The organism is Achromobacter sp. GW823-FHT04E03, from assembly GCF_058796095.1.
In genome coordinates, this window is record NZ_JBXAIJ010000005.1 from 212,309 (window position 1) to 233,370 (window position 21,062).

Sequence of the window (21,062 nt, forward strand, 5' to 3'; positions counted from 1 at the left end):
CGGCGCTACGCCCGCTTGCCGGGATGTATGCCCATGGTCTTCGCGATGACTTCCAGCATGATCTCGTTGGCGCCGCCGCCGATGGCCGTCTGCCTCAGGTCGCGATAGGCGCGAGAGATCCAGTTCTCGTTCATGACGCCCTGGCCGCCCCAGAACTGCAGGCATTCGTTGGGAATCTTCATGGACAGCTTGCCAGCGTAGTACTTCGCCATGGAGGCGAACTGCGCGATGTCCTGGCCGTCCAGGTATTGCTCGATGGCACGGTACAGCAGAGAGCGCAGTGCCTGGATCTCGGTCTGCATTTCGGCGAGCTTGTGGTAGACCACCTGATTGGACAGGATTGTGCCGCCGAACACTTGCCTCTGGCCGGCGTATTCGATGGTCTCTTCGATGGCCCGCTCCATCGACCGCATGCTGCGCGCCGCGACGAACATGCGTTCTTCCTGGAACTGCTCCATCTGGTAGATGAAGCCCATGTTCTCTTCGCCGATGCGGTTGCTGACTGGTACCCGCACGTCGTCGAAGAACAGTTCGGCCGTATCGGAGGCGCGCAGCACCAGCTTGTCCAGCTTGCGCGACACGCTGACGCCGGGAGCGTTCAATGGCACGATGATGAGCGATTTGTTCTTGTGCGGTCCGCCGTCCTGCGAGGTATTGCACAGCAGGCAGATCCAGTCGCCCTGCACGCCATTGGTGATCCACATCTTCGATCCGTTGATGACGTAGTCGTCGCCGTCGCGCCGCGCCCAGGTCTTTATCTGCGACACGTCCGAGCCTGCCGAGGCTTCGCTTACGCCGATGCAGCCGACCAGATCTCCCGCGATGGTGGGCGCCAGGTAGGCGCGCTTGAGCGCATCGCTGCCATGATGCGCCAAGGCCGGAGTGCACATCGTGCTTTGCACGCCGATGGCCGAGGTCAGCCCGCTGGACCGGACTTCGCCCAGGGTCTCGGCGAAGACCATTTCGTAGCTGAAATCCAGCTCCATGCCGCCATACTCTGCCGCCTTTCCTATGCCCAGCAGCCCGGCGGATCCGAAGGCCTTCATCACGCGGTGCGCAGGGAAAATCTGCTCGGCCTCCCACTCGTCCAGATAGGGGTCCAGGTGTTCGGCGATGATGCGGCGGGTGGTCCGTTCGAGTTCGCGATGCTCGTGGGTCAGGTGCATGGCTGTTTCCGGTTGGTTCAGTTGGCTGCCGGTGCGCCGGCGTCGGCTAGCGTGACGTGGCCGGCGATCAGCGCGACGCCGCCGGCATCTCTTACCCAGACGTCATATCTCCCTGGTGCATCGGCCACGCATTGGCCGCCTGCGGTGATGAGGCCGCCGGCATGCAGCGGCTTGAGAAAGCGGATGTCCAGGTCGAATCGTTCCAGCGCCGCGGCACCGAAGCTGCGCGCCAGCGATTGCCAGATCAGGTTGACCGACAGCGTGCCGTGGGCGATGGTGCCGCCCATGGGCGTGGCCGAGGCGAATGCCGGATCTACGTGCAGGGGATTGAAGTCGTTGGTCAGTTCGGCATAAAGATCGATGTCCGCCTGAGTGACCTTCATGGATACTTCTTCCAGTGTAGGCGTCATGGTGTGTCCTAGGCGGCCCAGATCAGATTCATTCGGCCGGTATAGAGGGGGCGTCCAGTTGCGCCCTCGCCAGCGACTTCAAGTCGTAGATAGCGACGTTCGCCCCGCATTTCCTTGTCCAGGCAGCGCACCGTGGAACGTACGCGTTCGCCAGAGCGCGGCAGCCCTTGGACGCAAAGCGCTTGCCGCGCATGGATGTTGCCGGGCGGGCGCGGCGTCACCACGTTCAGGTAGGCGCGCATCATCAGCGCGACGGCCAGGCCGGCCTGCCTGGCCGGTGCGTCCTGCGCGTGCTGGCCGAACAGGCGTTCCCAGAGCGCCAGCAGCCTCGCGTCGAGCGGCTCTTCCCATTCGCCCAGCACGGAACCAGGGGTAAAGCTGTCATAGGTATACAGCGCGCTCATGGCGTCTCCGGTTCGGCAATCGGGAGCAGGTGGTCGCCGCGGGGCTCGAATCCGATCCGCACCCGCTGGCCGATGGCGAGCGGCGAGTTGGCGTCATTGCGGGTGTTGACCATCAAGCGGAATCCCTCGTCCAGGTCGACCAGGGCGATTACATAGGGCGCTTCGGCCTTGAAGGCCGCGTTCGGTGCACGATGCACCGTGGTATGGCTGAGCACGGTGCCCAGTCCGGCAGATTCGTTCCACTTCAGCTGCTGTCCGTGGCAATTAGTGCAGACACTGCGCGGAATGCGCTGCACCGCGCCGCATTCGCCGCAGGTCTGGTAGCGCAGCTTGCGGTCGCGGCAACCTTGCCAGAAAGGCTGCGTTTCCGCGGTGGGGCGTATGGAGGGCTTTTCCATTTCAGGCGGCTCCCAGGATGAGTGAGCAGTGGGCGGAAAGGATGCCGCCGTCTCCGTGCACGAAGGCCAGGTTGGCGTCATCCACCTGGCGGGCATCCGCCTGGCCGCGCAATTGATGGACGGCCTCGACCGCATGGAACATGCCGCCGGCCGCGCCGGAGTGGCCATAGGACAGCAGGCCGCCATGGGTATTGCAGGGCAGGGCGCCGCCCAGGCCCAACTGGCCTTGCAGGGCGGCGGGCCCGGCTTCGCCGCGCGCAAAGAATCCAATGGATTCAAGTTCGACCAGCAAGGTGATGGTGAACGAGTCGTAGATGAGAGCGACGTCGATGTCGGCGGGCTTCAGGCCGGCCGCCGCGAACGCGCGTGCCGACGAGGCCTTGCAGCCGAAATCGACCAGGCTGGGTGCGGACACGATATGTTCGTGCGTATGGCCCTGGCCCGCACCCAGGATCTCCACGGCACGGTGGCTGGTGTTGGTGGCAGGGCGGCGGCTGACCACCAGCGCCGCGCCGCCGTCGGAAACCAGGCAGCAGTCCAGCATGCGCAGGGGCGCGCTGATCTCGCGCGAGTTCAACACGTCCTCAATGGAGATCGGCTCGCGCTTGTGGGCCTTGGGATGCCGGCCGGCATGGCGGCGGTGCTCCACGGCGATTGCTGCCAGGTGCTCGGATGTCACACCGTAATCGTGCATGTAGCGTTGCGCAACCAGCGCATAGGAAGCGGGCACGCTGATGCCGAAGGGGCGCTCGAACTGCGGGTGGCCGACCTCGGCCAGCGCCGCCACCGCGCCGTCGCGGGACAGCCCCGTCAGACGGTTGTCGCCCGCGACGACCAGGACGTGGTTGCACTGGCCGCTGGCCACCAGGGCGGCCGCCTGCATGACCATGATGCAGGCGCTGGCGCCGCCGGCCTGTATCGCGGTGCAGAAGTTCGGATTCAGGCCCGCGTATTCGCAGAACACGGAACCGAGCATCAGGTGCGGCTCGGTAAAGGAATAGGCGCACAACACGCCGTCGATGTCGCCGGGGTCCAGGCCCGCGTCGCGTATCGCGCCGAATGCCGCTTCCGCGTGCAGGCCCATGCAACTGGAACCTGGCAGTTCGCCGACGCGCGTGTCGCAGGCGCCAGTGATGTAGGCGTTCATGCTCATGCGGCGCCGTCCTTGCCGGGCTTGGCGGACCAGTTGAATGCGAGGGGCTGCTTGTCCAGGAAGCGCGCCACGGCGTCGTCGTGGTAGACCGTGTGCAGAGCCAGCGCCTGGGCATGGGCCTCCAGTTCGGCCAGCGTGTTCTGGTCCAGGTTGAAGGAGCGGTTGAGTATGTTCTTCGACATGCCCAGCGCTTCGGTCGATGCGGCATGGAATCGGGCGGCAAGCGCCAATGCCTCGTCCAGCAGGGATTGCGGCGGGACGATGCGGTACAGGATGCCGAGGGCGCGCGCTTCTTCGGCGTCCACTTCGCGTGCCGAGAACACGAGTTCCTTGGCGCGCTGAAGGCCGACGATGCGCGGCAACAGGAAAAAGCCGCCCAGGTCCGGCACTAGGCCGATGCGTCCGAAAACGGCACAGAACCGCGCGCCCGGCGTGCCCAGGATGAAATCGCAGGCCAATGCCAGATTGAAGCCCGCGCCAAAGGCGGGGCCGTCCACCGCGGCAATGACGGGCTTTTCCAGATTGACCAGCTCATGGAACCAGGTGTGCAGACGGCGTATGCGATCCCGGTCCTTGTACACAGGCCGTTTGGCCTCGGACAGCGATTTCAGATCGCCGCCCGCACAGAACACGCCCTGGGCGCCCGTGATGACCACGGCTTTGACCGTGTCGTCGTCGCGCGCTTGAAGCACGGCTTCGGCCAGGCTTTGGCGCACCTCGAGATCGAAGGCGTTGCGTCGTTCGGGACGGTTCAGGGTGATGAGGAGTGTCGCGCCGCGGCGCTCGCGCAGGACATAGTCGTTCATGGCTTGAATCCCAGGCTGTTGGCGATGATGTTCTTCTGGATCTCGCTGGTGCCTTCGCCGATGATGTAGACCAGCGCGTCGCGGTGGATGCGGCCGACCGGATACTCGCGCATGATGCCGGCGCCGCCGAAGATACGGATGGCTTGCTCGCTGACCGAAACGGCGGTTTCGCTGGCGACCAGCTTGACGCGCGCGGCCGTGGCCGCGTCCAGGGTTCCCTGATCCACGCGCCAGGCGCCGTAATAGACCAGCCAGCGGGCCGCTTCGATCTGCGCCGACATCTCGGCGAGCTTGTGGCCGATGGCCTGATACTGGCCGATGCGCTTGCCGGCCACCAGACGGTCGTTGGCGTAGGCGGTGGCGGCATCGAAGGCCGCGCGCGCCATGCCCAGGGCATTGGCCGCCACGCCGACCCGGTTTTCGCTGAGCGATTCCAGGATCAGCGGATACGTGCCTTCGGTTTCGCCGAGCAGGCAATCGTCGGGCACGAAGGCGTTGTCGATGTGGATCAGCGCCGTTTCCGACGCGCGTATCCCTTCCTTCTTGAGCTTGGAAATTTCGAAGCCAGGATTGGGCAGTTCGACGATGAACAGGCTGATCGAGTCAGGACGGAGGTCGGGACTGGTGCGCGCGGCTACCAGCAGGAAGTCGGCGAAGGGTGCATTCGTGATGTAAAGCTTGCTGCCATGCAGGCGCCAACCGCCTTCAACGCGTTCGGCCCGGGTCTTCATGGCGCGCACGTTGGAGCCGCCGTCCGGTTCGCTCAGGCCGAAGCCGGCCACTTTCCGGCCGGCCAGCGCGGGCGCCAGGAAACGCGCCTTCTGCGCCGGCGTGCCTGCTTTCCATATGGGCCAGATGCCCAGATGCGTATGGGCCGACCAGGTGGAGGCGAACGCCTGGGACAGGTAACTCAGCTCTTCGCGCACGATGCAGTCGCTGATTTTGTCCAGGCCGCTGCCGCCATCGGCTTCCGGATAACGCACGCCCAGCAGGCCCAGATCGCCCCAGCGTTCAAAGACGTGCTTCGGAAAGGTTTCCTGTTCTTCAGCATCGAAGACCAGGGGGGCGAGTTCATCCTGGCAAAGCCGCCGCACGGTATCGCGGACGGCTTCGTGTTCACTGGAAAACGCAAAGCTCAAGCTCACGGATATGCTCCTTTTGTCTCCGCTGGCGATGCCCGTCACCCTTGGCGTGTCGGGCATCTTTAAATTCTTTATAGAGAATAATATTCTCGTTAAAAAATATAATAGCCAGCGTTCATTGATGCGTCAATCATCGGATCAGGCGGTTTTGTCCTTGACAAGCCGGAGGGTCAATCCTAGACTTTATTCGCTATAAAGATAAATATTCGCTATACAGAATAAAGGAGACAACATGAAGACCGGATTACCCCTGCTTCAATCCTCATTCTCGTCGCGGGCGGCCAGCCTGGCTGCGGCTGCCTTTATGGCTTTGGGCTCAGGGTCGGCCCGTGCCGAGCCTGTCTACCCGTCCAAACCGATAGAGGTGATCGTGGCGTCCTCGGCGGGCGGCATCCTGGACACTATCGCGCGCACGGCCGCGCACGGCATCGAACGCCTGGGCCAGCCTGCCGTGGTCAAGAACCTGCCGGGAGGCGGCGGCACCATCGGCACGCAGGCAGTGGCGCGCGCGCCGGGAGACGGCTACACCTTGGGGGCGGTAGCGACCAGCCACGCCATCAATCCCAGCATGTATTCCAAGCTGCAGTACGACACCGCGCGCGGATTCAGCAACATTACGCAAATGGTGGAGCTGACCAACTTCCTGGTCGCCAATCCTGCGGTCCCCGCGTCCAACCTCAAGGAGTTCATCGCGCTGGCAAAGTCCAAGCCAGGCACCCTGACATACGGCTCTGCGGGCGTCGGACAATCCAATCATCTTTCAGGCGAGTTGCTGCAGCAGGCCGCCGGCATCAAGCTGGTGCACGTGCCTTACCGGGGCAGCGCACAGGCGTTGACGGATCTGCTCGGCGGGTCGCTTTCGGTGATGTTCGTCGACGCGCTTTCGGCCGAACCCTATGTAAAGTCAGGAAAGCTGAAGCTGATCGCGATTACCGGATTGGAGCGGTCGCCGGCCTATCCCGACTATCCCACGCTGAATGAATCCGGCTTGCCGGGGTTCAACGGCAATACCTGGCTCGGCCTGGTTGCGCCTGCCGGCGTGCCCAAGAACATCGTCGACAAATTGCAGGGAGCGGTGCGCGCGGAGTTCGAGGATCCCGTCGTGCGCAAGCGTCTGCTGGGGCAGGGCGTCATTCCGGTAGCTTCCGCGCCGAAGGCTTTCAGCGAGTTCCTGGACGGCGAGATGAAGCGCTGGGACCAGGTCATCAAGACGGCGGGCATCGATGCGAACTGAAATGATGGAAGACATGAACATCGTGGGCGGCGCGTCACCGCAGGCGCTGGCAGGGGCGGCGCGCGCGGCCGCCGTGCTGGAGGCGCGCAGCGTGGCCATCGTGGGCGCTTCAGCCGATCCGGGGAAGATCGCCGGCCGACCTTTGGCCTACATGCTGTCGCGCGGCTTTGTCGGCAAACTGTTTCCGGTCAATCCGACGCGCGATCAGGTGCAGGGTCTCAAGAGCTATCCCTCGTTGGCCGCGATAGGCGAGCCGGTGGATCTGGCCATAGTCGGTACGCCGGCGGGGCTGGTCGAGGATGTGATCCGCGAGGGCGCGGCCGCGGGCGTCAAGGCGTTCGTCGTGTTTTCTTCGGGCTTTTCCGAAACGGGCGAAGAAGGCGCGGCGCTGCAACGCAGGCTGGGCGAACTAGCGCGGGCCCAAGGCGTCACGATACTCGGCCCCAACTGCCTGGGCGTGGCCAATAGCGCCACCGGACTCATCGCCTCGTTCACCACCGCACTGGAGGAAACGCCAATCAAGCAGGGCGGCTTCGCCTTCGTCAGCCAGAGTGGCGCGTTGGGCGCGTACTGGATGGACATCTGCCTGCGTTCTGGCCTGGGATTCAGCAAATGGATCACCACCGGCAATGAGTGCGACATGGATGCGGCGTCGGCCATTGCCTATCTTGCCGACGATCCGCAGACGCGCGTCATCGGACTTTACGTCGAGGATATCCGCGATTCCCTGGCGTTCCGACGGGCGCTGCTGCGCGCGGCGGCAGCCGGGAAGCCGGTCATCGCGATCAAGGCGGGCCGCTCGCAGGCGGGCGCGGCGGCGGCTGCTTCGCATACGGGAGCGCTGGCCGGCGACGATGCCCTGTATGACGCCTGCCTGCGTCAGCATGGCGCGCTGCGGGTGGATTCGCTGGGCCAGATGATGGATGTGGCCCGGCTGTTCCTGTTCGACAGCGTGCCGCAGGGCAAGCGCTTGGCCGTCATGTCCGTGTCGGGAGGCGCGGGCGTGCTCATCGCGGACGAAGCCGAACGCTGGGCGCTGGAGCTGCCCGCGCTTGCGCCGCAGACGGCCCAGGCGCTGGCGCCGGTGTTGCCTTCCTTCGTCAAGGCGGCCAATCCGCTGGACCTGACCGGCAATGTGGTGCAGGACACCGCCAGCATTTCAAGGGCGCTGGAGGCCGTGGCGCGAGACCCGGGCAACGACGCCATCGTGCTGTTCGTTGGCCTGATGCACAGCATCGCCACGGCGTTTACCGACGCCATCGCCCAGGCGCGCCAGCGTACCCATCGTCCCATCGTGGTGATCTGGATCGGCGCCAAGGAAGAGTCGGTGAGTGTGCTGGAGCAGGCGCGCATACCCGTGTTCCGCGATATCCCGCCCGCGGTTGCAGCCCTGGGCGCTGCTGTGCGTCTGAACGGCTTGCGCCATGCGGCGCTTACGGCGCCGGCGTTGCCGGCACTCCGGTGCGATGCGATGCCGGCCGCTAGTATCGCGTTTCTGCTTGAGTGGGACAGCAAGGCGCTATTGCGCGAACTCGGAACCGCCGGCATCCCCGACGGCGTGCTGGTGGACGGCGATATGCCCGACCGCTTGCCCGCGCCCTTGGCTTACCCCGTCGTCGCCAAGCTGCAGGCCAGTACTGTCCTGCACAAGAGCGACATAGGCGGCGTGGTACTCGGCATCATGGACGACGAGCAATTGCGAGCAGCCCTGCTGCGCCTGCGCGCAATCGCCAGCGACAGGGGCATCGACGCGAGGGGCATCCTGCTCGAATCCATGCAGCGCTTCGACCACGAATTGCTGCTGGGCCTACGCCGCGACGTCCGATTCGGCCCCACCTTGACGCTGGGCCGCGGCGGGGTGGAAGTGGAGCTCGATCCCGACGTGGTCTGCCGTTTGCTGCCGCTGGACGCACAAGGCATCCAGGAAATGATCGAGGGCCTGCGCTCGGCCAAGCTGCTGCAGGGGTTTCGGGGGCGCGGCGCCGTTGACCTGCCAGCTCTGGCTCGGCAGATTGCGGGGTTGTGCGAAGCATTCCTGGCGCGGCCGGACCTGGCGGAAATCGAGATCAATCCGCTGGCAGTGGGCGAGGGGCAGGCCTGGGTGCTCGATGCGGTCGTGAGCAGGTTCGAATGACGGCATCCTCGCACCATGTGCTGGTTCACGACGCCGCTGGCGTCCGTACGCTGATCCTGGACCGTGCGGCCAAGGCCAACGCCCTGAACGTGGAAATGCTCGACGTGTTGCGGCGCGCGATTGAAAGCGCCCCGGCCGCAGGGATTGGGCTGATCGTTCTCCGCAGCGCTTCGCCCTCCCTGTTCTGTGCCGGCGGCGATATCGAGGAGTTCGTCCGCAGTGCGGCGTTGTTGCAAGCGCAGGGGCAGGGCCTGCGTGAACTGATGGCCGCCATGGCGCGCTCGCCGGCTCCCGTCCTGGCTGTCGCCCGAGGCAAGGCGGCGGGGGCCGGCGTCATCCTGCTGGCGATGACGGACATCGTCATTGCCTCGGCGGACCTCACGCTCGCGTGCCCGGAAATCGCTTTCAACATGTACCCAGTCATGGTCCAGACCGCGCTGGAAACCAAGATCAGCGGCGCGCGGGCCCGCCAGTTGTGCCTCAGCGGCCAACTGCTGAAGGCCGAGCCCGCCCGCGACCTGGGACTGGTGACCGATGTGTTGCCGGCCGAGGACTTCGAGCGGCTTTCCGCCGAGCGCCTGGCGTTCTACATCGCGCGCCGCGAGGCGCTGGTCATTGCCCGCAAGGCGCGTTTGTTGCTGGAGCCGCCCGATTGCGCCGTCGGACGCATCGAAGCGCTCGAGCCCCTGATGCACGAAAACTTCGCCAGGCCCGGCGTGCAGGAAACCATACGCGGCTATCTTTCCAGCATGCGCGCCAGGCGCTCCGGTTGATATGCCCGCCGGGTTTGTGCGGGCAGGCGCTCTATGCCACAATTTTTGCTCTTTTCTATCCAGAGAAATTCTCTGTCTTCAGAATGACGACCGAACAACCGGAAAAACTCGTAGGTGCTCTCGTGGGCGGATTACGCGTCCTGCGCTACCTGAGCGCGGCGCCCTCGGGCGTGGGGGTCACCCGCGTGGCGCGCGACCTGCAACTCAATTCCAGCACTTGCTACAACTTCCTCAAGACGCTGGTATATGAAGGCCTGGTGTCGTTCGATGAAGCCACGAAAACCTATTCCATCGCGTTGGGGCTGGTCGAGCTCGCCAAGGGCGCGCTGGAGCAGGGATCCTACGTGCGGCTGGTGCATCCGCATTTGCGCGATATCGCGCGCAGCCACGGCGTGACTGCGACGCTCTGGCAGCGCACGTCCAATGAGCGCGTAGTGCTGGTGGACCGTGCCGACACCGACAGTTCGGTGCGCGTGCACATGAGCGTGGGCCAGCGACTGCCCATGTACATCGCGGCGCTGGGCCGCTGCATGGCGGCCCATTCCGGGCTGGATGACAAGGAATTGCGGCAACGTTTCGACAACCTGAGGTGGGACGACAAGCCGCCTTTCAAGGACTATATGGAAGGCGTGCGCGAGGCCCGTGAAAAGGGTTACGCGGTGGACGCCGGCAACTACGTCAAAGGCGTCAGCACGGTTTCCGCCGCGGTGCTCGACGAATTCGGCAAAGCCGCCATGGCCATCAGCGCCGTTGGCTTCAGCGCCCAGGTTTCGGGCGAGGCGCTCGAGCGCCTGGGCGTTGACCTGCGCGACCGCGCCGCGCTGATCTCCCGCGCACTCTCGGGCGGCCGCGCCTGATTCCCCACCGCTGACGCCGCGCTGCCCGTGTCGCCGTGCGGGCAGCGCGGCCGCTGCCCCTTCCAGCGCGGGAAACTCCCTGAAAAACCCGATTGACGTTCTCGAGAACCTTTGCTTATGATTCATCTAACCGTACGGTTAGTAAATTAACTGACCGATAACTTATATGTAACAGCATGGCGCCAAGGCAGGCGGCATGGAATCAAAAATAGCGGTTGTTACGAGGAGGCAATGGTGGCTAGCGCCAACAAAGAGCAGTTGCTGGACGCATACCGGCGCATGTTGCGCATCCGGCTGGCCGAGCTCAGGCTCGGACGCTTGTTCGCGGACGGGGAGGTGCCCGGCTTCATCCATCTGAGCATCGGCCAGGAGGCCGTCGCCGCTGCGATGGGTATGGTGCTGCGGGCGGACGATACCGTCGCCTCGACCCACCGTGGCCATGGTCATGCCCTGGCCAAGGGCATCGACATCGAAGATTTCTTCCTGGAGCTGATGGCGCGCGAAGAGGGTATCTGCAAGGGCCGTGGCGGTTCGATGCATGTCGCCAACCTGTCCATCGGCATGCTGGGCGCCAACGCCATCGTCGGCGCCAGCATACCGATAGCCCTGGGCAGCGCACTGGCCCATCAGGTGCAGAAAAAGGACTGCGTGGCGGTGGCCTTCTTTGGCGACGGCGCCATGGCCGAAGGCGTGCTGCATGAAAGCCTCAACCTGGCTGCGCTGTGGCGCCTGCCGTTGCTGTTCCTGTGCGAGAACAATGGTTGGGCCGAGTTTTCTCCCACCCACAAACAGTTCGTGGCGCCGCTGGACAAGCTATCGGCCGCCTTTTCCATACCCCACGAAAAAATCGACGGCAACGACGTGTTGGGGGTGGCCGACGCCGCCAGCGCGGCCGTGGCGCGCATACGCGCCGGTGAAGGTCCGCGGGTGCTGGAGTGCATCACTCACCGTTGGCGCGGCCACTATGAAGGGGATCCCCAGAAGTACCGCCCTTCCGAAGAGATCGAGGGCCTGGGCGAGCATGATCCGGTAGCGCGCTTCGAAGCGGTGCTGGATCAGAACGGGGTCGCCAAGGCGCAGCGCGAACAGGCGTTCGAGGAGGTCCAGGCTCAGGTCGAACGCGCGGTCGAACGCGCGCGCATGGGGCGCCAGCCCGTGTGGGAGGACGCGCGCAATGATGTCTACACCATGAACGAGGCGAACTGAGATGGCTGAACTACGTTTTGCCCATGCCATCAACCGCGCGTTGGCCGAGTGCATGGAGGAGGATCCCACGGTGTTCCTGTTCGGCGAAGACATCGCCGAAGCCGGAGGGCCGTTCGGCGTCACGCGCGGGCTGCATGCCCGTTTTGGCCCGGACCGCATCCGCGATACGCCGATTTCCGAAGCCGCCATGGCCAACGCGGCAGTGGGAGCGGCTCTGTCCGGTCTGCGTCCCGTGCTTGAAATCATGTTCATGGACTTCATGACGCTGACCATGGACGCGCTGGTCAACCAGGCGGCCAAGGCTCGCTACATGTTTGGCGGGCAGGCCAGCGTGCCCATGGTGGTGCGCACCCCGCATGGCGGCGGCATCAGCGCGGGGCCGCAGCATTCCCAATGCCTGGAAGCATGGTTTGCCCACATTCCGGGTCTGAAAGTGGTGTGCCCCAGCAACCCCGCCGATGCTTATGGCCTGCTGAAGTCAGCCATTCGCGATCCGGACCCGGTGGTGTTCGTGGAGAACAAGGCCTTGTATGCCCTCAAGGGCGAGGTGGCCGATGATGCCGGACCGATACCGCTGGGCCGCGCCCGGGTTGCACGCCCGGGCCGAGACCTGACCGTGGTGAGCTACGGCGCGACCGTGCACAAGGCCTTGCGGGCCGCCGAGACCCTGGTTGCCGATGGCATCGAGGCCGAGGTGCTGGATCTTCGCAGCATCCAGCCCTGGGACGAACAGGCGGTGCTGGCATCGCTCAAACGCACCCATCGGCTGCTCATCGTGCACGAAGCCGTGGAGGCATTCGGGGTCGGCGCCGAGATCGCTGCACGAATGGCGGACATAGGTTTTGACGAACTCGACGCGCCCATCGCTCGTGTCGCGGCGCCCTTCGTTCCGGTGCCATTCGCTCCATCGCTCGAAGAACAGTACCAGCCCCAAGAGGCCGATGTCATAGCCGCCGCGCGCAAGCTCTGCGCGTGAACCCAGGAGACAGCATGAACGAACCCAGCATTCTTGCCGAAGTCCGCAATCGCGTCGGCATCATCACCATCAATCGGCCGAAGGTGCACAACGCGCTGGACATTCCAACCTTGATCGAACTGGAACGGGCTTTCGCCGCATTGGAAGCCAGCGACGACTGCCGCGTCATCGTCATCACGGGCGCCGGCGATAAGTCCTTTGTGGCGGGAGGCGACCTGGCCGACCTGAATTCACGCCAGGGGCTGGCGCACTACCAGGAGTTCGCCGAGGATATCCATCGCGTGTTCCGGCGCATCGAAGTCAGCGACAAGCCGACGATCGCTGCGGTCAACGGCTGGGCGTTGGGCGGCGGCACCGAGCTGCTCCTGGCCATGGACCTGCGCATCCTGGCCGACAGCGCCATGATTGCGCTGACCGAGATAAACCTGGGCCTGTTCCCGGGGGCGGGCGGTACGCAGCGCATCATCCGGCAGGTCGCGCCTTGCCTGGCCAAGGAGCTGATGTTCACGGGCGGGCGCATCAGCGCCGCCGATGCGGTGCGCATGGGCCTGGCCAACCGCGCAGTTCCGAAAGACGAACTCATGGCGCAGACTCTGGCGCTGGCGGAGCAGATAGCAGGCAAGTCGCCGCTGGTGCTGAAGCTGCTCAAGCGCACGCTGCGCGACGGCGCCGACATGCCCCTGGCCAATGCGCTGGCGCACGAACAAGCCATGATAGGCCTGGTGCTGGACACGCGCGACGCGCATGAGGGCATCGGTGCATTCCTTGAAAAGCGCGAAGCGCGCTTCGCGGGGCAATAGCCCATGGGCGCGCTGAATGACCTGCTGATGCCCAAGCTCGGCCTGACCATGACCGAGGGCATGTTGATCGAATGGAGCGTGGCCGCTGGCGACCAGGTCAAGGCTGGCGATCCCTTGTTCGTGGTGGAGACCGACAAGGTCGCCAACGAAATCGCGGCGGAGGCAGACGGGCAGATTGGCGAGATCCTGGTGCAGGCGGGCGAAACCGTTCCAGTCGGCGCTGTGGTCGCGCGTTGGACGGGCCCGGGCCAGCGGGCGGAGCAGGAACCCGGCCTTGCTGCCGGGGAGGAGGCAACCGTCATGACCAAGCCGGCCGTGCCGGCGTGCGTCGAGCCGGCGCCAGTCGTGGGCGGCCGCATCGTGGCCACGCCGCTGGCGCGGCGCCTGGCCCGTGAACTGGACGTGGATCTGGCGAAGGTCGGCGGCACGGGGCCTGGCGGACGCATCAAGGCGGCCGATGTGCGCCAGGCGGGAGCGCCGGCGGCGCTGGCGAAGAGCGCCGACGAACTGACGGTTGCGGCAAAGGACGTCGGCCAGCGAGTCACCGCCAGCGGGCTGGTGCAGTCCATGGCCCGCCGCATGACGCAAGCCAAGCAGGTACCTCATTTCTATCTCTCGGCCGAAGCGGAAGTCAGCGAGCTGCTCGCCTTGCGCGGCCGGTTGAATGGCCAAGCTGACGCACCCCGGTTGACCTTGAACCACTTCGTCATCGCCGCGGTGGCGCGGGCGCTCGAGGCCTTGCCGCAACAGAACCGCATCTGGAACGACGACCATATCGTGCAGTTCCAGGCCATTGACGTCGGTGTGGCGGTCACGACCGAGCGCGGGCTGATGGCGCCCGTCCTGCACGGGCTGGCAGGCGCCACGCTGGACGGCATCGCACGGCAGTCGGATGCATTGCTCGAACGCGTGCGCTCGGGCAATGCCACCCGTGAGGACATGATTGGCGGCGCCATCTCGATTTCCAACGCGGGCATGTTCAACGTCACATACATGACGCCCATCATCAACCCGCCCCAGTCGGCCATCCTGGGCGTGGGCAGCATTCGCGAGATATTCCGGCCCGACTCGCAAGGCGCGCCCGCGCTGCGGCGCGAAATGGGCTTGGTGCTGGCAGCGGACCATAGGCTGCACGACGGTGCGGGCGCACTGAAATTCCTCAATCACGTCATCGAATTGCTGCAGGACCCCTACCGGCTGCTGCGTACCCATACTCAAGGATAGATCACATGGACTTTTCGCTTTCGGACGAGCAGAAGCTGATAGTCGAGACCGCGCGCCGCATTGGTGAAACGTATGGCGTGGAATACTGGTACGAACAGGACCGCAAGAACGCGTTCCCCCAGGCGTGCTGGCAAGCCATTTGCGAGGCCGGCCTGGCAGGCGCGGCGCTGCCCGAGGAGCATGGCGGATCCGGCCTGGGCATGGTGGAGTTGGCGCTCATCGTCGAGGAACTTTCCGCAGGCGGCGGCGGTTCGACGCTGGGCCAGCTATTCATGATCAATCCCATCTTCGGCGGCGTGCCGATTTCCAGGTTCGGCAGCGAGCAGATGAAGCGCGAACTGCTGCCCGGCCTGACCAGCGGCAAGATCAACTTCTGCATGGCGCTTACCGAACCCGATGCCGGCACCAACACGCTGGCCATGAAGAGCTTCGCCGCTGCCCAGCCCGATGGCAGCTGGCGCCTGGATGGACGGAAGATCTGGATCACCGCCGTGGATGCCGCGCAGAAGATGCTGGTCGTGGCGCGCACTGCCAAACCCGTCGAAGGGGCGCGGCCAACGGACGGTATCTCCATGTTCATGATCGACGTCGAACGCGAGGGCCTGAGTTACTCGGCCATCGAGAAGGTGGGCACCCAGACGCTCAGCGCATGTTCGGTGTTCTTCGACAATGTCCGCATCGAAGCACATGAACTGGTGGGCACGCTGGACAAGGGCTTTCGCGAATTGCTGGACGTGCTCAATACCGAGCGCATCGTGACGACTGCCAGCCTGGTCGGCGCGGGCAGGTTGGCGGAGCGCCTGGCGGTGCAGTACGCGAACGACCGCAAGGTGTTTGGCGGCAAGCCCATCAGTGCATACCAGGGTCTGCAATTCCCCCTGGCGCAATCGCATGCGGAACTGCAGTGCGCGCGGCTCATGAACCTGAACGCGGCCTCGCTGTGCGACCAGGGCTTGCCCTATGGCACCGAGGCCAACATTGCCAAGCTGATAGGCTCCCAGGCTGCCAGCCATGCCATCGAACGCAGCATGCAGACGATGGGCGGCATGGGCTATGCGCGTGAATTCCATGTGGAGCGCTTGTGGCGCGACGCCAGGCTGTTCAAGTTCGCGCCAGTGTCGGAAGAAATGATCCTGAACTACATCGCCATACACGATCTCGGCATGCCGAAGTCATACTGAAGCGCCAGAATCGAGATGCGGGACCGGCCCAGGCCGCCACCCGCGCCGAGCCGCCATCCAAGGGAGACCCACCATGCTCAATCTGAGCGCAGCCATCGCCTATCACGCCCGGCGCACCCCCGATCGCGCCGCCATCATCTATCGCGATGAAGCCATCAGCTATGCCGACTTCCATGAACGCATCCGCCAGGCGGCGGCGTTGCTTCAGTCGCATGGCATAGGCCGCAACGACGTGGTGGCGCTCTTCATGAAGAACAGCGCCGCCTTCCTGGAACTGGCGTTTGCGGCCAGCTACCTGGGCGCGGTGTTCCTTCCCATCAACTACCGGCTGGCGGCGCCCGAGGCCGCCTACATTCTTGCCGACGCCCGCGCCAGGCTGCTTTTCGTGGACGAGGAGTTCGCGGAGGTGGCGGCCCTGGAAGTGCCGAAGGTAGTGCTGAACGCGGAGGGCCAGGCCGATTCGCGCAGTCTTGGCAAGCCAGGGCGGGAAGTGCCAGAACCGGCCGCCACGGCACAGGACGACCTGGTCCGGCTGATGTACACGTCCGGCACCACCTCGCGCCCGAAGGGCGTGATGCATACCTACGGCAACCTCCACTGGAAATCGATCGACCATGTGATCGCGCTGGGCCTGACGCACCAGGAGCGCCTGCTGGTGGTGGGCCCGCTTTATCACGTCGGCGCCTTCGACCTGCCAGGTATCGCGGTGCTGTGGGTGGGCGGCACGCTGTGCGTGCACCGAGAGTTCGACCCGGAAGCGGTGCTTGCTTCCATCGAGCGCCATGGCCTCACCTGCGGCTGGATGGCCCCTGTCATGTTGAGCCGCGTGCTGGCCGTGCAGTACCCCGAACGGTACTCCCTCGATACCTTCGGCTGGTGCATTGCCGGAGGCGAAAAGACGCCGGAATCCCGCATCCGAGACTTCACCCGCGTGTTTACCCGGGGACGCTTTATTGATGGCTTCGGCATGACGGAAACCTGCAGCGGCGACACGCTCATGGAACCCGGCCGTGAGCTCGAGAAGATAGGTTCAACCGGGCGTGCATTGCCGCATGTGGAGATCCGCATTGCGGACAATGAGGGCCGCTGGTTGTCCGCCGGAGAGAAAGGCGAGATCTGCGTGCGCGGGCCCAAGGTGACCAAGGGCTACTGGAACGCACCCGAGAAAACCGCTGAAGCTTTCTTCGGAGATTGGCTGCGCAGCGGGGACGTGGGCTACCTGGACGATGAGGGATTCCTGTTCGTCACCGACAGGACCAAGGACATGATCCTGACTGGCGCGGAGAACGTGGCCTCCAGCGAAGTCGAGGCCGTGCTCTACGAAATGCCGCAGATCGCCGAAGCCGCGGTCATCGGCGTGCACGACGAGCAGTGGGGCGAGCGGATCACTGCGGTGGTGGTGCTCAACCCCGGGCACACGCTGACGCTGGAAGAGCTGGACCGGCATTGCCGCAAGCGCGTGGCCAACTTCAAGGTGCCCCGGGAATTGAAGGTGGTGGAGGAACTGCCGCGCAATCCTTCCGGCAAGGTCCTCAAGCGCGTGCTACGCGATCGCTACAACGGCTGACACGCGGCAAACACATAAGAAAGCAGGGGGAGAAGACATGAGTTTGGCCAGAAAATTCGCGGCGTTTTCGACGGGTCTGACCGTCGACAGCCTTCCTGAACCCGTGGTGGAAAAGGCCCGCGCCTGCGTGCTCAATGGTTACGGCATTGCATTAGGCTCGCATCCCACGCCGTTCTTCCACGTGGCCGAGCGGGCCGTCCTGGCGATGGACGGTGAACGTCCCGGCGGCGCCACGCTGCTTGGCAGCGGCCGCCGCAGTACGGTGGCGGGTGCGGCGCTTGCCAATGCCGCGCTGTTCCATGGCAGGGCGCAGGAAGATACCTGCGGCGTGGCACATTTCGGCGCCATCCTGCTGCCGCTCCTGACAGCGCTGGTGGAGCACGGCGAAGGGGCCATGGAGGATTTCCTGCCCGCATTGGTGGCAGGCTATGAAATCGGCGGCGCATTGGAATCTGCCTATTCGGCCCGGACGACCGCCGCAGGCTTGCGCGCTTCGCCGCTGTACGGCACGGTCGCCGCCGCGGCTGCCGTTGCCCGGTTATGGCGCTTGTCCGAGGAGCGCACTGCGGCGGCGTTGTCCAACGCCGCCTCGTTCACAGGCGGCATCCTGCAGTCTTTCGGCGATGGCACCGACGAATGGCGCTACCAGGTTGGAATGGCCGGGCGCAACGGGCTGGCGGCGGCGACGCTGGCGGCCCATGGTTCCGTATCCGCGGACGGCGCCTTCGAGGGCAAGTCCGGCTTCGCACGTGCCTTCGTCAGGGCCGAATGCGATGTCGCTGCCATAGCCGGCGGCTTGGGCAAGGACTGGTCGCTGCTCAAGGTGACTTTCAAGCCATACCCCGTCTGCGCACTCAACCAGACGCCGGTCCGCGCCTGCCTGCGGCTGCGGGACCTGCTGGGCACGCGCGCCAGCGCCCTGAGGACCCTGCGCGTATACCTGAACCCTACGGTCGTGGGCTATGCGGGCATGGACAAGGAGGGACCGTTCCAGAGCATTTCCGGAACGCTCATGAGCACGCAGTTCTGCGTTGCCACGACCTTGCTGCATGGAACGCCAACCATCGCGCATATGGCGCAATTCGGCGACACGGCCGTGGCAAGCCTGATCCCGCGGATCCGGCTGCATGCCGACGATGCTCTCGGCTTGCTGGCCTGCCGCCTCGAAGCGGAACTGGAGGGTGAGAGCGAACCTCTGATAGTGCGGCTGGACACCGACCACACGGAATACAGCTACGACCGGACCCGGGTGTCCGCGCTGATACGCGGCATCGGCGAAGAGACCGGTGTGGCGCAGCGCGCCTATGACCATATCGAACGTTTCGCGGCCGAACTGCCACGGGCGGAAATGGCAGACGTCCTTGCCGCCTTCAAAGAGATCCAGACGGCCCGCTGAGAGGCCAGTGGATGGCGCTTCGAGAATTCGGGGCGCGTTACTACAACGTGCAAGAACCTAGGAGGAGACGACATGTCCTGGTACAGGAAATCCACGCCTGCGTGGTTGGCGGCCGCCGTGGCGGCCTTGGTTTCGGGGGCCGCGTTGGCGGCGGATACGGTCAAGATCGGCATGACCTCGGCCTTGACCGGCCCCTATAGCGAGTTTGGCGAAGGTAACCGGCGCGCCGTCGAGCTCGCCGTCGAACAATGGAACGCCAAGGGCGGCATCAACGGCAAGAAGATCGAGATTGCGATGCTGCTGGATGACCAGCTGAATCCGGACCGCGCGGTGCAGAACATGCGCGCCATTCTGGACAACAAGGATATTGTCGGCATCATCGGTCCGGCGGGCAGCGGACCGACCCTGGCTGTGATCGACATGGCCCAGGCCGACGGCCGCCCCTATATGAACCCCATCGCGCAGACGCCGGTTGTGACCTATGCGGGCGAGAAGACCGGAGAAAAGCCGCGGCCCAATGTGTTTTCGTTCGCGCTGCAGAACGACATCGAGGCCGTGGCCATGGGCGAATACCTGGCCAAGCGCTTCAAGCGCATCGGCATCGTGCACGAAAGCACGGCCTACGGCGTGACCGGAGTCGATTACCTGTCTGCCTCCATAGGCAAGAACGGCGGCGCCAAGCCTGTTGCGACGGATTCCTACAACCAGGGCGCACAGGACATGACCGCGCAGGTGGCGCGCATGAAGCGCGCCAACGTCGATGCGATCGCCGCCATCGGCCTGGGCAAGGACCTGGCCGTGTTGCGCAGGACCATGGCGCGGCTGAACGTGAACGTGCCGCTGGTCGCCTCCAATGGCGCCTTGGGGCAACCCTACCAGGAGGGCGCGGGCGATCTGACCCTGGGCACCCTGGGCACGATGATCGGCGCGTTCGGCAATCCCATGCGTCCGGCGGCGGCGGACTTCGCCAAGGCCTACAAGGCGAAGTACGGCGCCGACCGCTGGTGGGGCAACGACCCGGAGAATCCGCAGCTGTTCATGGCGATCTCGGTGTCCAACGGCTACGACGCGGCCAATGTGCTGTTCGAAGGCATACGCCAGGCCAACTCCACCGATCCCAAGGCCATTATCGCGGCGATCGAATCGATCAAGGACTTCCAGGGCGTCAACACCACCTACAACTTCTCGAAGAGCCGTCATCACGGCATCGAGACGGATGGCGTCAAGGTGTTCGAGTACGTGAAGAAGGACGACAAGGTCCGGCTGCAGCCGGTCGCCCAGTAACTGGCATGTCGCGCGTCCGGCGCCATGAGGCGCCGGGCCGCGCCCGTCTGTATGGATGATGGTGATATGGATTTCTTTATCCAAATGATCGTGTCAGGCCTGAGCGTCGGCGCCGCCTATGCGTTGATCGGCCTGGGCCTGAACCTGACGTTCTGGACCACGCGCGTGCTCAATTTCGGACAGGGTTCGGTGTTGATGGCGGGGGCGATGCTGACGGCCGTCATGGTCGGCGCCGGGGTCAACGTGTTCCTGGCGGTGGGCGTGTCGCTGCTGGCCACGGCCTTCATCCTGTGGGTGGTCGAGGTGGTCGGCGTGCGGCCCACGCGGCGCATTGCCGGCAGCATGGGGTGGGTGGTCTCCACCCTCGGCATAGGCATCTTCCTGCAGGGTGTGGCGAGCTGGCTGTTCGGGACACAGGCTGTGGCGTTTCCGGACGTGCTCTTCAGCAGCACCGACACGGTGGAGTTCATGGGCGCCTACATTTCGCTGCAGTACATCGCCGTGTTCGTCATCAGTGTGATGATCGTCGGCCTGATGGAGCTGTTCCTGCGCCATTCCATCTGGGGTTACGGCGTGCGCGCGGTCGCGCACGATCGCGACCTGGCGTCGCTCATGGGCATACCGGTCTACCGCGTGGTGGTCTTCTCGTTTCTGGTGAGCGGCGTGCTGGCTGGCATCGCCGGCATCCTGGTGTCGCAGGTGTCGGGCACGGTGGATCCGAATTTCGGCCTGCATCTGCTGATCCTGGCTTTTGTCGCCGCGGTCATGGGCGGCATGGGCAGCGCGTTCGGCTCTTTGGTGGGCGGGCTGATCCTCGGCATCCTGGAGAAGCTGGTGGGGGGCTACGTCTCGCCCGCCGCGGCCGAGGTCGTGGCTTTCGTGCTTTTGATAGGCGTGTTGACGATCCGGCCGCAGGGCCTGTTCGGCAAGCGCGAAACCGTGAAGGTGTGA

20 protein-coding genes are annotated in these 21,062 nt (G+C 64.8%); 13 read left to right on the plus strand and 7 right to left on the minus strand.

Going from position 1 to position 21,062, the window contains the following annotated elements; all coding sequences use genetic code 11:
* Positions 1–5 precede the first annotated feature (5 nt).
* The 7 genes from AC1RHV_RS28460 to AC1RHV_RS28490 are packed head-to-tail and all read right to left on the minus strand — an operon-like array spanning position 6 to position 5,482.
* On the minus strand, positions 6–1,166 hold the full coding sequence (locus AC1RHV_RS28460) for an acyl-CoA dehydrogenase family protein (RefSeq protein WP_054457865.1): 1,161 nt from the start codon (positions 1,164–1,166) through the stop codon (positions 6–8).
* Between the two features lie 17 nt (positions 1,167–1,183).
* Positions 1,184–1,576: a MaoC family dehydratase gene (locus AC1RHV_RS28465; RefSeq protein WP_119450623.1), complete on the minus strand. Its 393-nt coding sequence runs from the start codon at positions 1,574–1,576 to the stop codon at positions 1,184–1,186.
* A gap of 8 nt (positions 1,577–1,584) precedes the next feature.
* Entirely contained in the window at positions 1,585–1,980 is a 396-nt protein-coding gene (locus tag AC1RHV_RS28470) for a hypothetical protein (protein WP_119450624.1), read from the minus strand.
* Positions 1,977–2,378, minus strand: coding sequence for a Zn-ribbon domain-containing OB-fold protein (locus tag AC1RHV_RS28475; RefSeq protein WP_492302403.1), 402 nt, complete (start codon positions 2,376–2,378; stop codon positions 1,977–1,979). The genes AC1RHV_RS28470 and AC1RHV_RS28475 overlap by 4 nt, the downstream gene beginning before the upstream one ends.
* Before the next feature lies 1 nt (position 2,379).
* Positions 2,380–3,531, minus strand: a complete 1,152-nt coding sequence (locus tag AC1RHV_RS28480; RefSeq protein ID WP_192328978.1) for a thiolase family protein — start codon at positions 3,529–3,531, stop codon at positions 2,380–2,382.
* A complete protein-coding gene (locus AC1RHV_RS28485) occupies positions 3,528–4,337 on the minus strand; it encodes an enoyl-CoA hydratase/isomerase family protein (protein WP_054457860.1) in 810 nt (269 codons plus the stop codon). The genes AC1RHV_RS28480 and AC1RHV_RS28485 overlap by 4 nt, the downstream gene beginning before the upstream one ends.
* A complete protein-coding gene (locus tag AC1RHV_RS28490; protein ID WP_119450627.1) occupies positions 4,334–5,482 on the minus strand; it encodes an acyl-CoA dehydrogenase family protein in 1,149 nt (382 codons plus the stop codon). Before AC1RHV_RS28490 ends, AC1RHV_RS28485 begins: the two co-directional genes overlap by 4 nt.
* A 229-nt stretch (positions 5,483–5,711) precedes the next feature.
* Between AC1RHV_RS28490 and AC1RHV_RS28495 the strand changes: the two genes are divergently transcribed.
* The 13 genes from AC1RHV_RS28495 to AC1RHV_RS28555 all read left to right on the plus strand — a co-directional run bounded on the left by AC1RHV_RS28495 (position 5,712) and on the right by AC1RHV_RS28555 (position 21,062).
* Positions 5,712–6,713: a tripartite tricarboxylate transporter substrate binding protein gene (locus tag AC1RHV_RS28495; RefSeq protein WP_054457858.1), complete on the plus strand. Its 1,002-nt coding sequence runs from the start codon at positions 5,712–5,714 to the stop codon at positions 6,711–6,713.
* A gap of 1 nt (position 6,714) precedes the next feature.
* Positions 6,715–8,847 carry an acetate--CoA ligase family protein gene (locus AC1RHV_RS28500; RefSeq protein WP_054457857.1) on the plus strand — a complete coding sequence of 711 codons (2,133 nt, stop codon included), beginning with the start codon at positions 6,715–6,717 and terminating at the stop codon, positions 8,845–8,847.
* Complete coding sequence (locus AC1RHV_RS28505) at positions 8,844–9,620, plus strand: enoyl-CoA hydratase/isomerase family protein (protein ID WP_054457856.1); 777 nt, start codon at positions 8,844–8,846, stop codon at positions 9,618–9,620. Before AC1RHV_RS28500 ends, AC1RHV_RS28505 begins: the two co-directional genes overlap by 4 nt.
* Positions 9,621–9,703: 83 nt before the next feature.
* Positions 9,704–10,477 carry an IclR family transcriptional regulator gene (locus AC1RHV_RS28510; RefSeq protein WP_125471425.1) on the plus strand — a complete coding sequence of 258 codons (774 nt, stop codon included), beginning with the start codon at positions 9,704–9,706 and terminating at the stop codon, positions 10,475–10,477.
* A 234-nt stretch (positions 10,478–10,711) separates the two neighbouring features.
* Complete coding sequence (locus AC1RHV_RS28515) at positions 10,712–11,683, plus strand: thiamine pyrophosphate-dependent dehydrogenase E1 component subunit alpha (protein ID WP_119450671.1); 972 nt, start codon at positions 10,712–10,714, stop codon at positions 11,681–11,683.
* 1 nt (position 11,684) lies between these two features.
* Positions 11,685–12,659, plus strand: a complete 975-nt coding sequence (locus tag AC1RHV_RS28520; RefSeq protein WP_125471424.1) for an alpha-ketoacid dehydrogenase subunit beta — start codon at positions 11,685–11,687, stop codon at positions 12,657–12,659.
* Between the two features lie 14 nt (positions 12,660–12,673).
* Positions 12,674–13,459, plus strand: a complete 786-nt coding sequence (locus tag AC1RHV_RS28525; RefSeq protein ID WP_175161581.1) for an enoyl-CoA hydratase/isomerase family protein — start codon at positions 12,674–12,676, stop codon at positions 13,457–13,459.
* A 3-nt stretch (positions 13,460–13,462) separates the two neighbouring features.
* Positions 13,463–14,683, plus strand: a complete 1,221-nt coding sequence (locus tag AC1RHV_RS28530; protein WP_054457851.1) for a dihydrolipoamide acetyltransferase family protein — start codon at positions 13,463–13,465, stop codon at positions 14,681–14,683.
* 5 nt (positions 14,684–14,688) lie between these two features.
* Entirely contained in the window at positions 14,689–15,864 is a 1,176-nt protein-coding gene (locus tag AC1RHV_RS28535) for an acyl-CoA dehydrogenase family protein (RefSeq protein WP_054457850.1), read from the plus strand.
* 73 nt (positions 15,865–15,937) lie between these two features.
* Entirely contained in the window at positions 15,938–17,431 is a 1,494-nt protein-coding gene (locus AC1RHV_RS28540) for a long-chain-fatty-acid--CoA ligase (protein ID WP_492302408.1), read from the plus strand.
* Between the two features lie 37 nt (positions 17,432–17,468).
* Positions 17,469–18,827: an MmgE/PrpD family protein gene (locus AC1RHV_RS28545; protein ID WP_492302410.1), complete on the plus strand. Its 1,359-nt coding sequence runs from the start codon at positions 17,469–17,471 to the stop codon at positions 18,825–18,827.
* A gap of 72 nt (positions 18,828–18,899) precedes the next feature.
* The gene (locus AC1RHV_RS28550; RefSeq protein ID WP_054457848.1) at positions 18,900–20,111 is read left to right on the plus strand and encodes an ABC transporter substrate-binding protein; all 1,212 of its coding nucleotides are present in this window, start codon (positions 18,900–18,902) and stop codon (positions 20,109–20,111) included.
* A gap of 66 nt (positions 20,112–20,177) precedes the next feature.
* The gene (locus AC1RHV_RS28555) at positions 20,178–21,062 is read left to right on the plus strand and encodes a branched-chain amino acid ABC transporter permease (protein WP_054457847.1); all 885 of its coding nucleotides are present in this window, start codon (positions 20,178–20,180) and stop codon (positions 21,060–21,062) included.

Coding starts and splice junctions, on each gene's coding strand:
- AC1RHV_RS28530 (WP_054457851.1), top strand. CDS start 13,463: ATGGGCGCGCTGAATGACCTGCTGATGCCCAAGCTCGGCCTGACCATG.
- AC1RHV_RS28555 (WP_054457847.1), top strand. CDS start 20,178: ATGGATTTCTTTATCCAAATGATCGTGTCAGGCCTGAGCGTCGGCGCC.
- AC1RHV_RS28510 (WP_125471425.1), top strand. CDS start 9,704: ATGACGACCGAACAACCGGAAAAACTCGTAGGTGCTCTCGTGGGCGGA.
- AC1RHV_RS28505 (WP_054457856.1), top strand. CDS start 8,844: ATGACGGCATCCTCGCACCATGTGCTGGTTCACGACGCCGCTGGCGTC.
- AC1RHV_RS28465 (WP_119450623.1), bottom strand. CDS start 1,576: ATGACGCCTACACTGGAAGAAGTATCCATGAAGGTCACTCAGGCGGAC.
- AC1RHV_RS28535 (WP_054457850.1), top strand. CDS start 14,689: ATGGACTTTTCGCTTTCGGACGAGCAGAAGCTGATAGTCGAGACCGCG.
- AC1RHV_RS28545 (WP_492302410.1), top strand. CDS start 17,469: ATGAGTTTGGCCAGAAAATTCGCGGCGTTTTCGACGGGTCTGACCGTC.
- AC1RHV_RS28495 (WP_054457858.1), top strand. CDS start 5,712: ATGAAGACCGGATTACCCCTGCTTCAATCCTCATTCTCGTCGCGGGCG.
- AC1RHV_RS28500 (WP_054457857.1), top strand. CDS start 6,715: ATGATGGAAGACATGAACATCGTGGGCGGCGCGTCACCGCAGGCGCTG.
- AC1RHV_RS28525 (WP_175161581.1), top strand. CDS start 12,674: ATGAACGAACCCAGCATTCTTGCCGAAGTCCGCAATCGCGTCGGCATC.
- AC1RHV_RS28460 (WP_054457865.1), bottom strand. CDS start 1,166: ATGCACCTGACCCACGAGCATCGCGAACTCGAACGGACCACCCGCCGC.
- AC1RHV_RS28550 (WP_054457848.1), top strand. CDS start 18,900: ATGTCCTGGTACAGGAAATCCACGCCTGCGTGGTTGGCGGCCGCCGTG.
- AC1RHV_RS28520 (WP_125471424.1), top strand. CDS start 11,685: ATGGCTGAACTACGTTTTGCCCATGCCATCAACCGCGCGTTGGCCGAG.
- AC1RHV_RS28470 (WP_119450624.1), bottom strand. CDS start 1,980: ATGAGCGCGCTGTATACCTATGACAGCTTTACCCCTGGTTCCGTGCTG.
- AC1RHV_RS28480 (WP_192328978.1), bottom strand. CDS start 3,531: ATGAGCATGAACGCCTACATCACTGGCGCCTGCGACACGCGCGTCGGC.
- AC1RHV_RS28475 (WP_492302403.1), bottom strand. CDS start 2,378: ATGGAAAAGCCCTCCATACGCCCCACCGCGGAAACGCAGCCTTTCTGG.
- AC1RHV_RS28485 (WP_054457860.1), bottom strand. CDS start 4,337: ATGAACGACTATGTCCTGCGCGAGCGCCGCGGCGCGACACTCCTCATC.
- AC1RHV_RS28540 (WP_492302408.1), top strand. CDS start 15,938: ATGCTCAATCTGAGCGCAGCCATCGCCTATCACGCCCGGCGCACCCCC.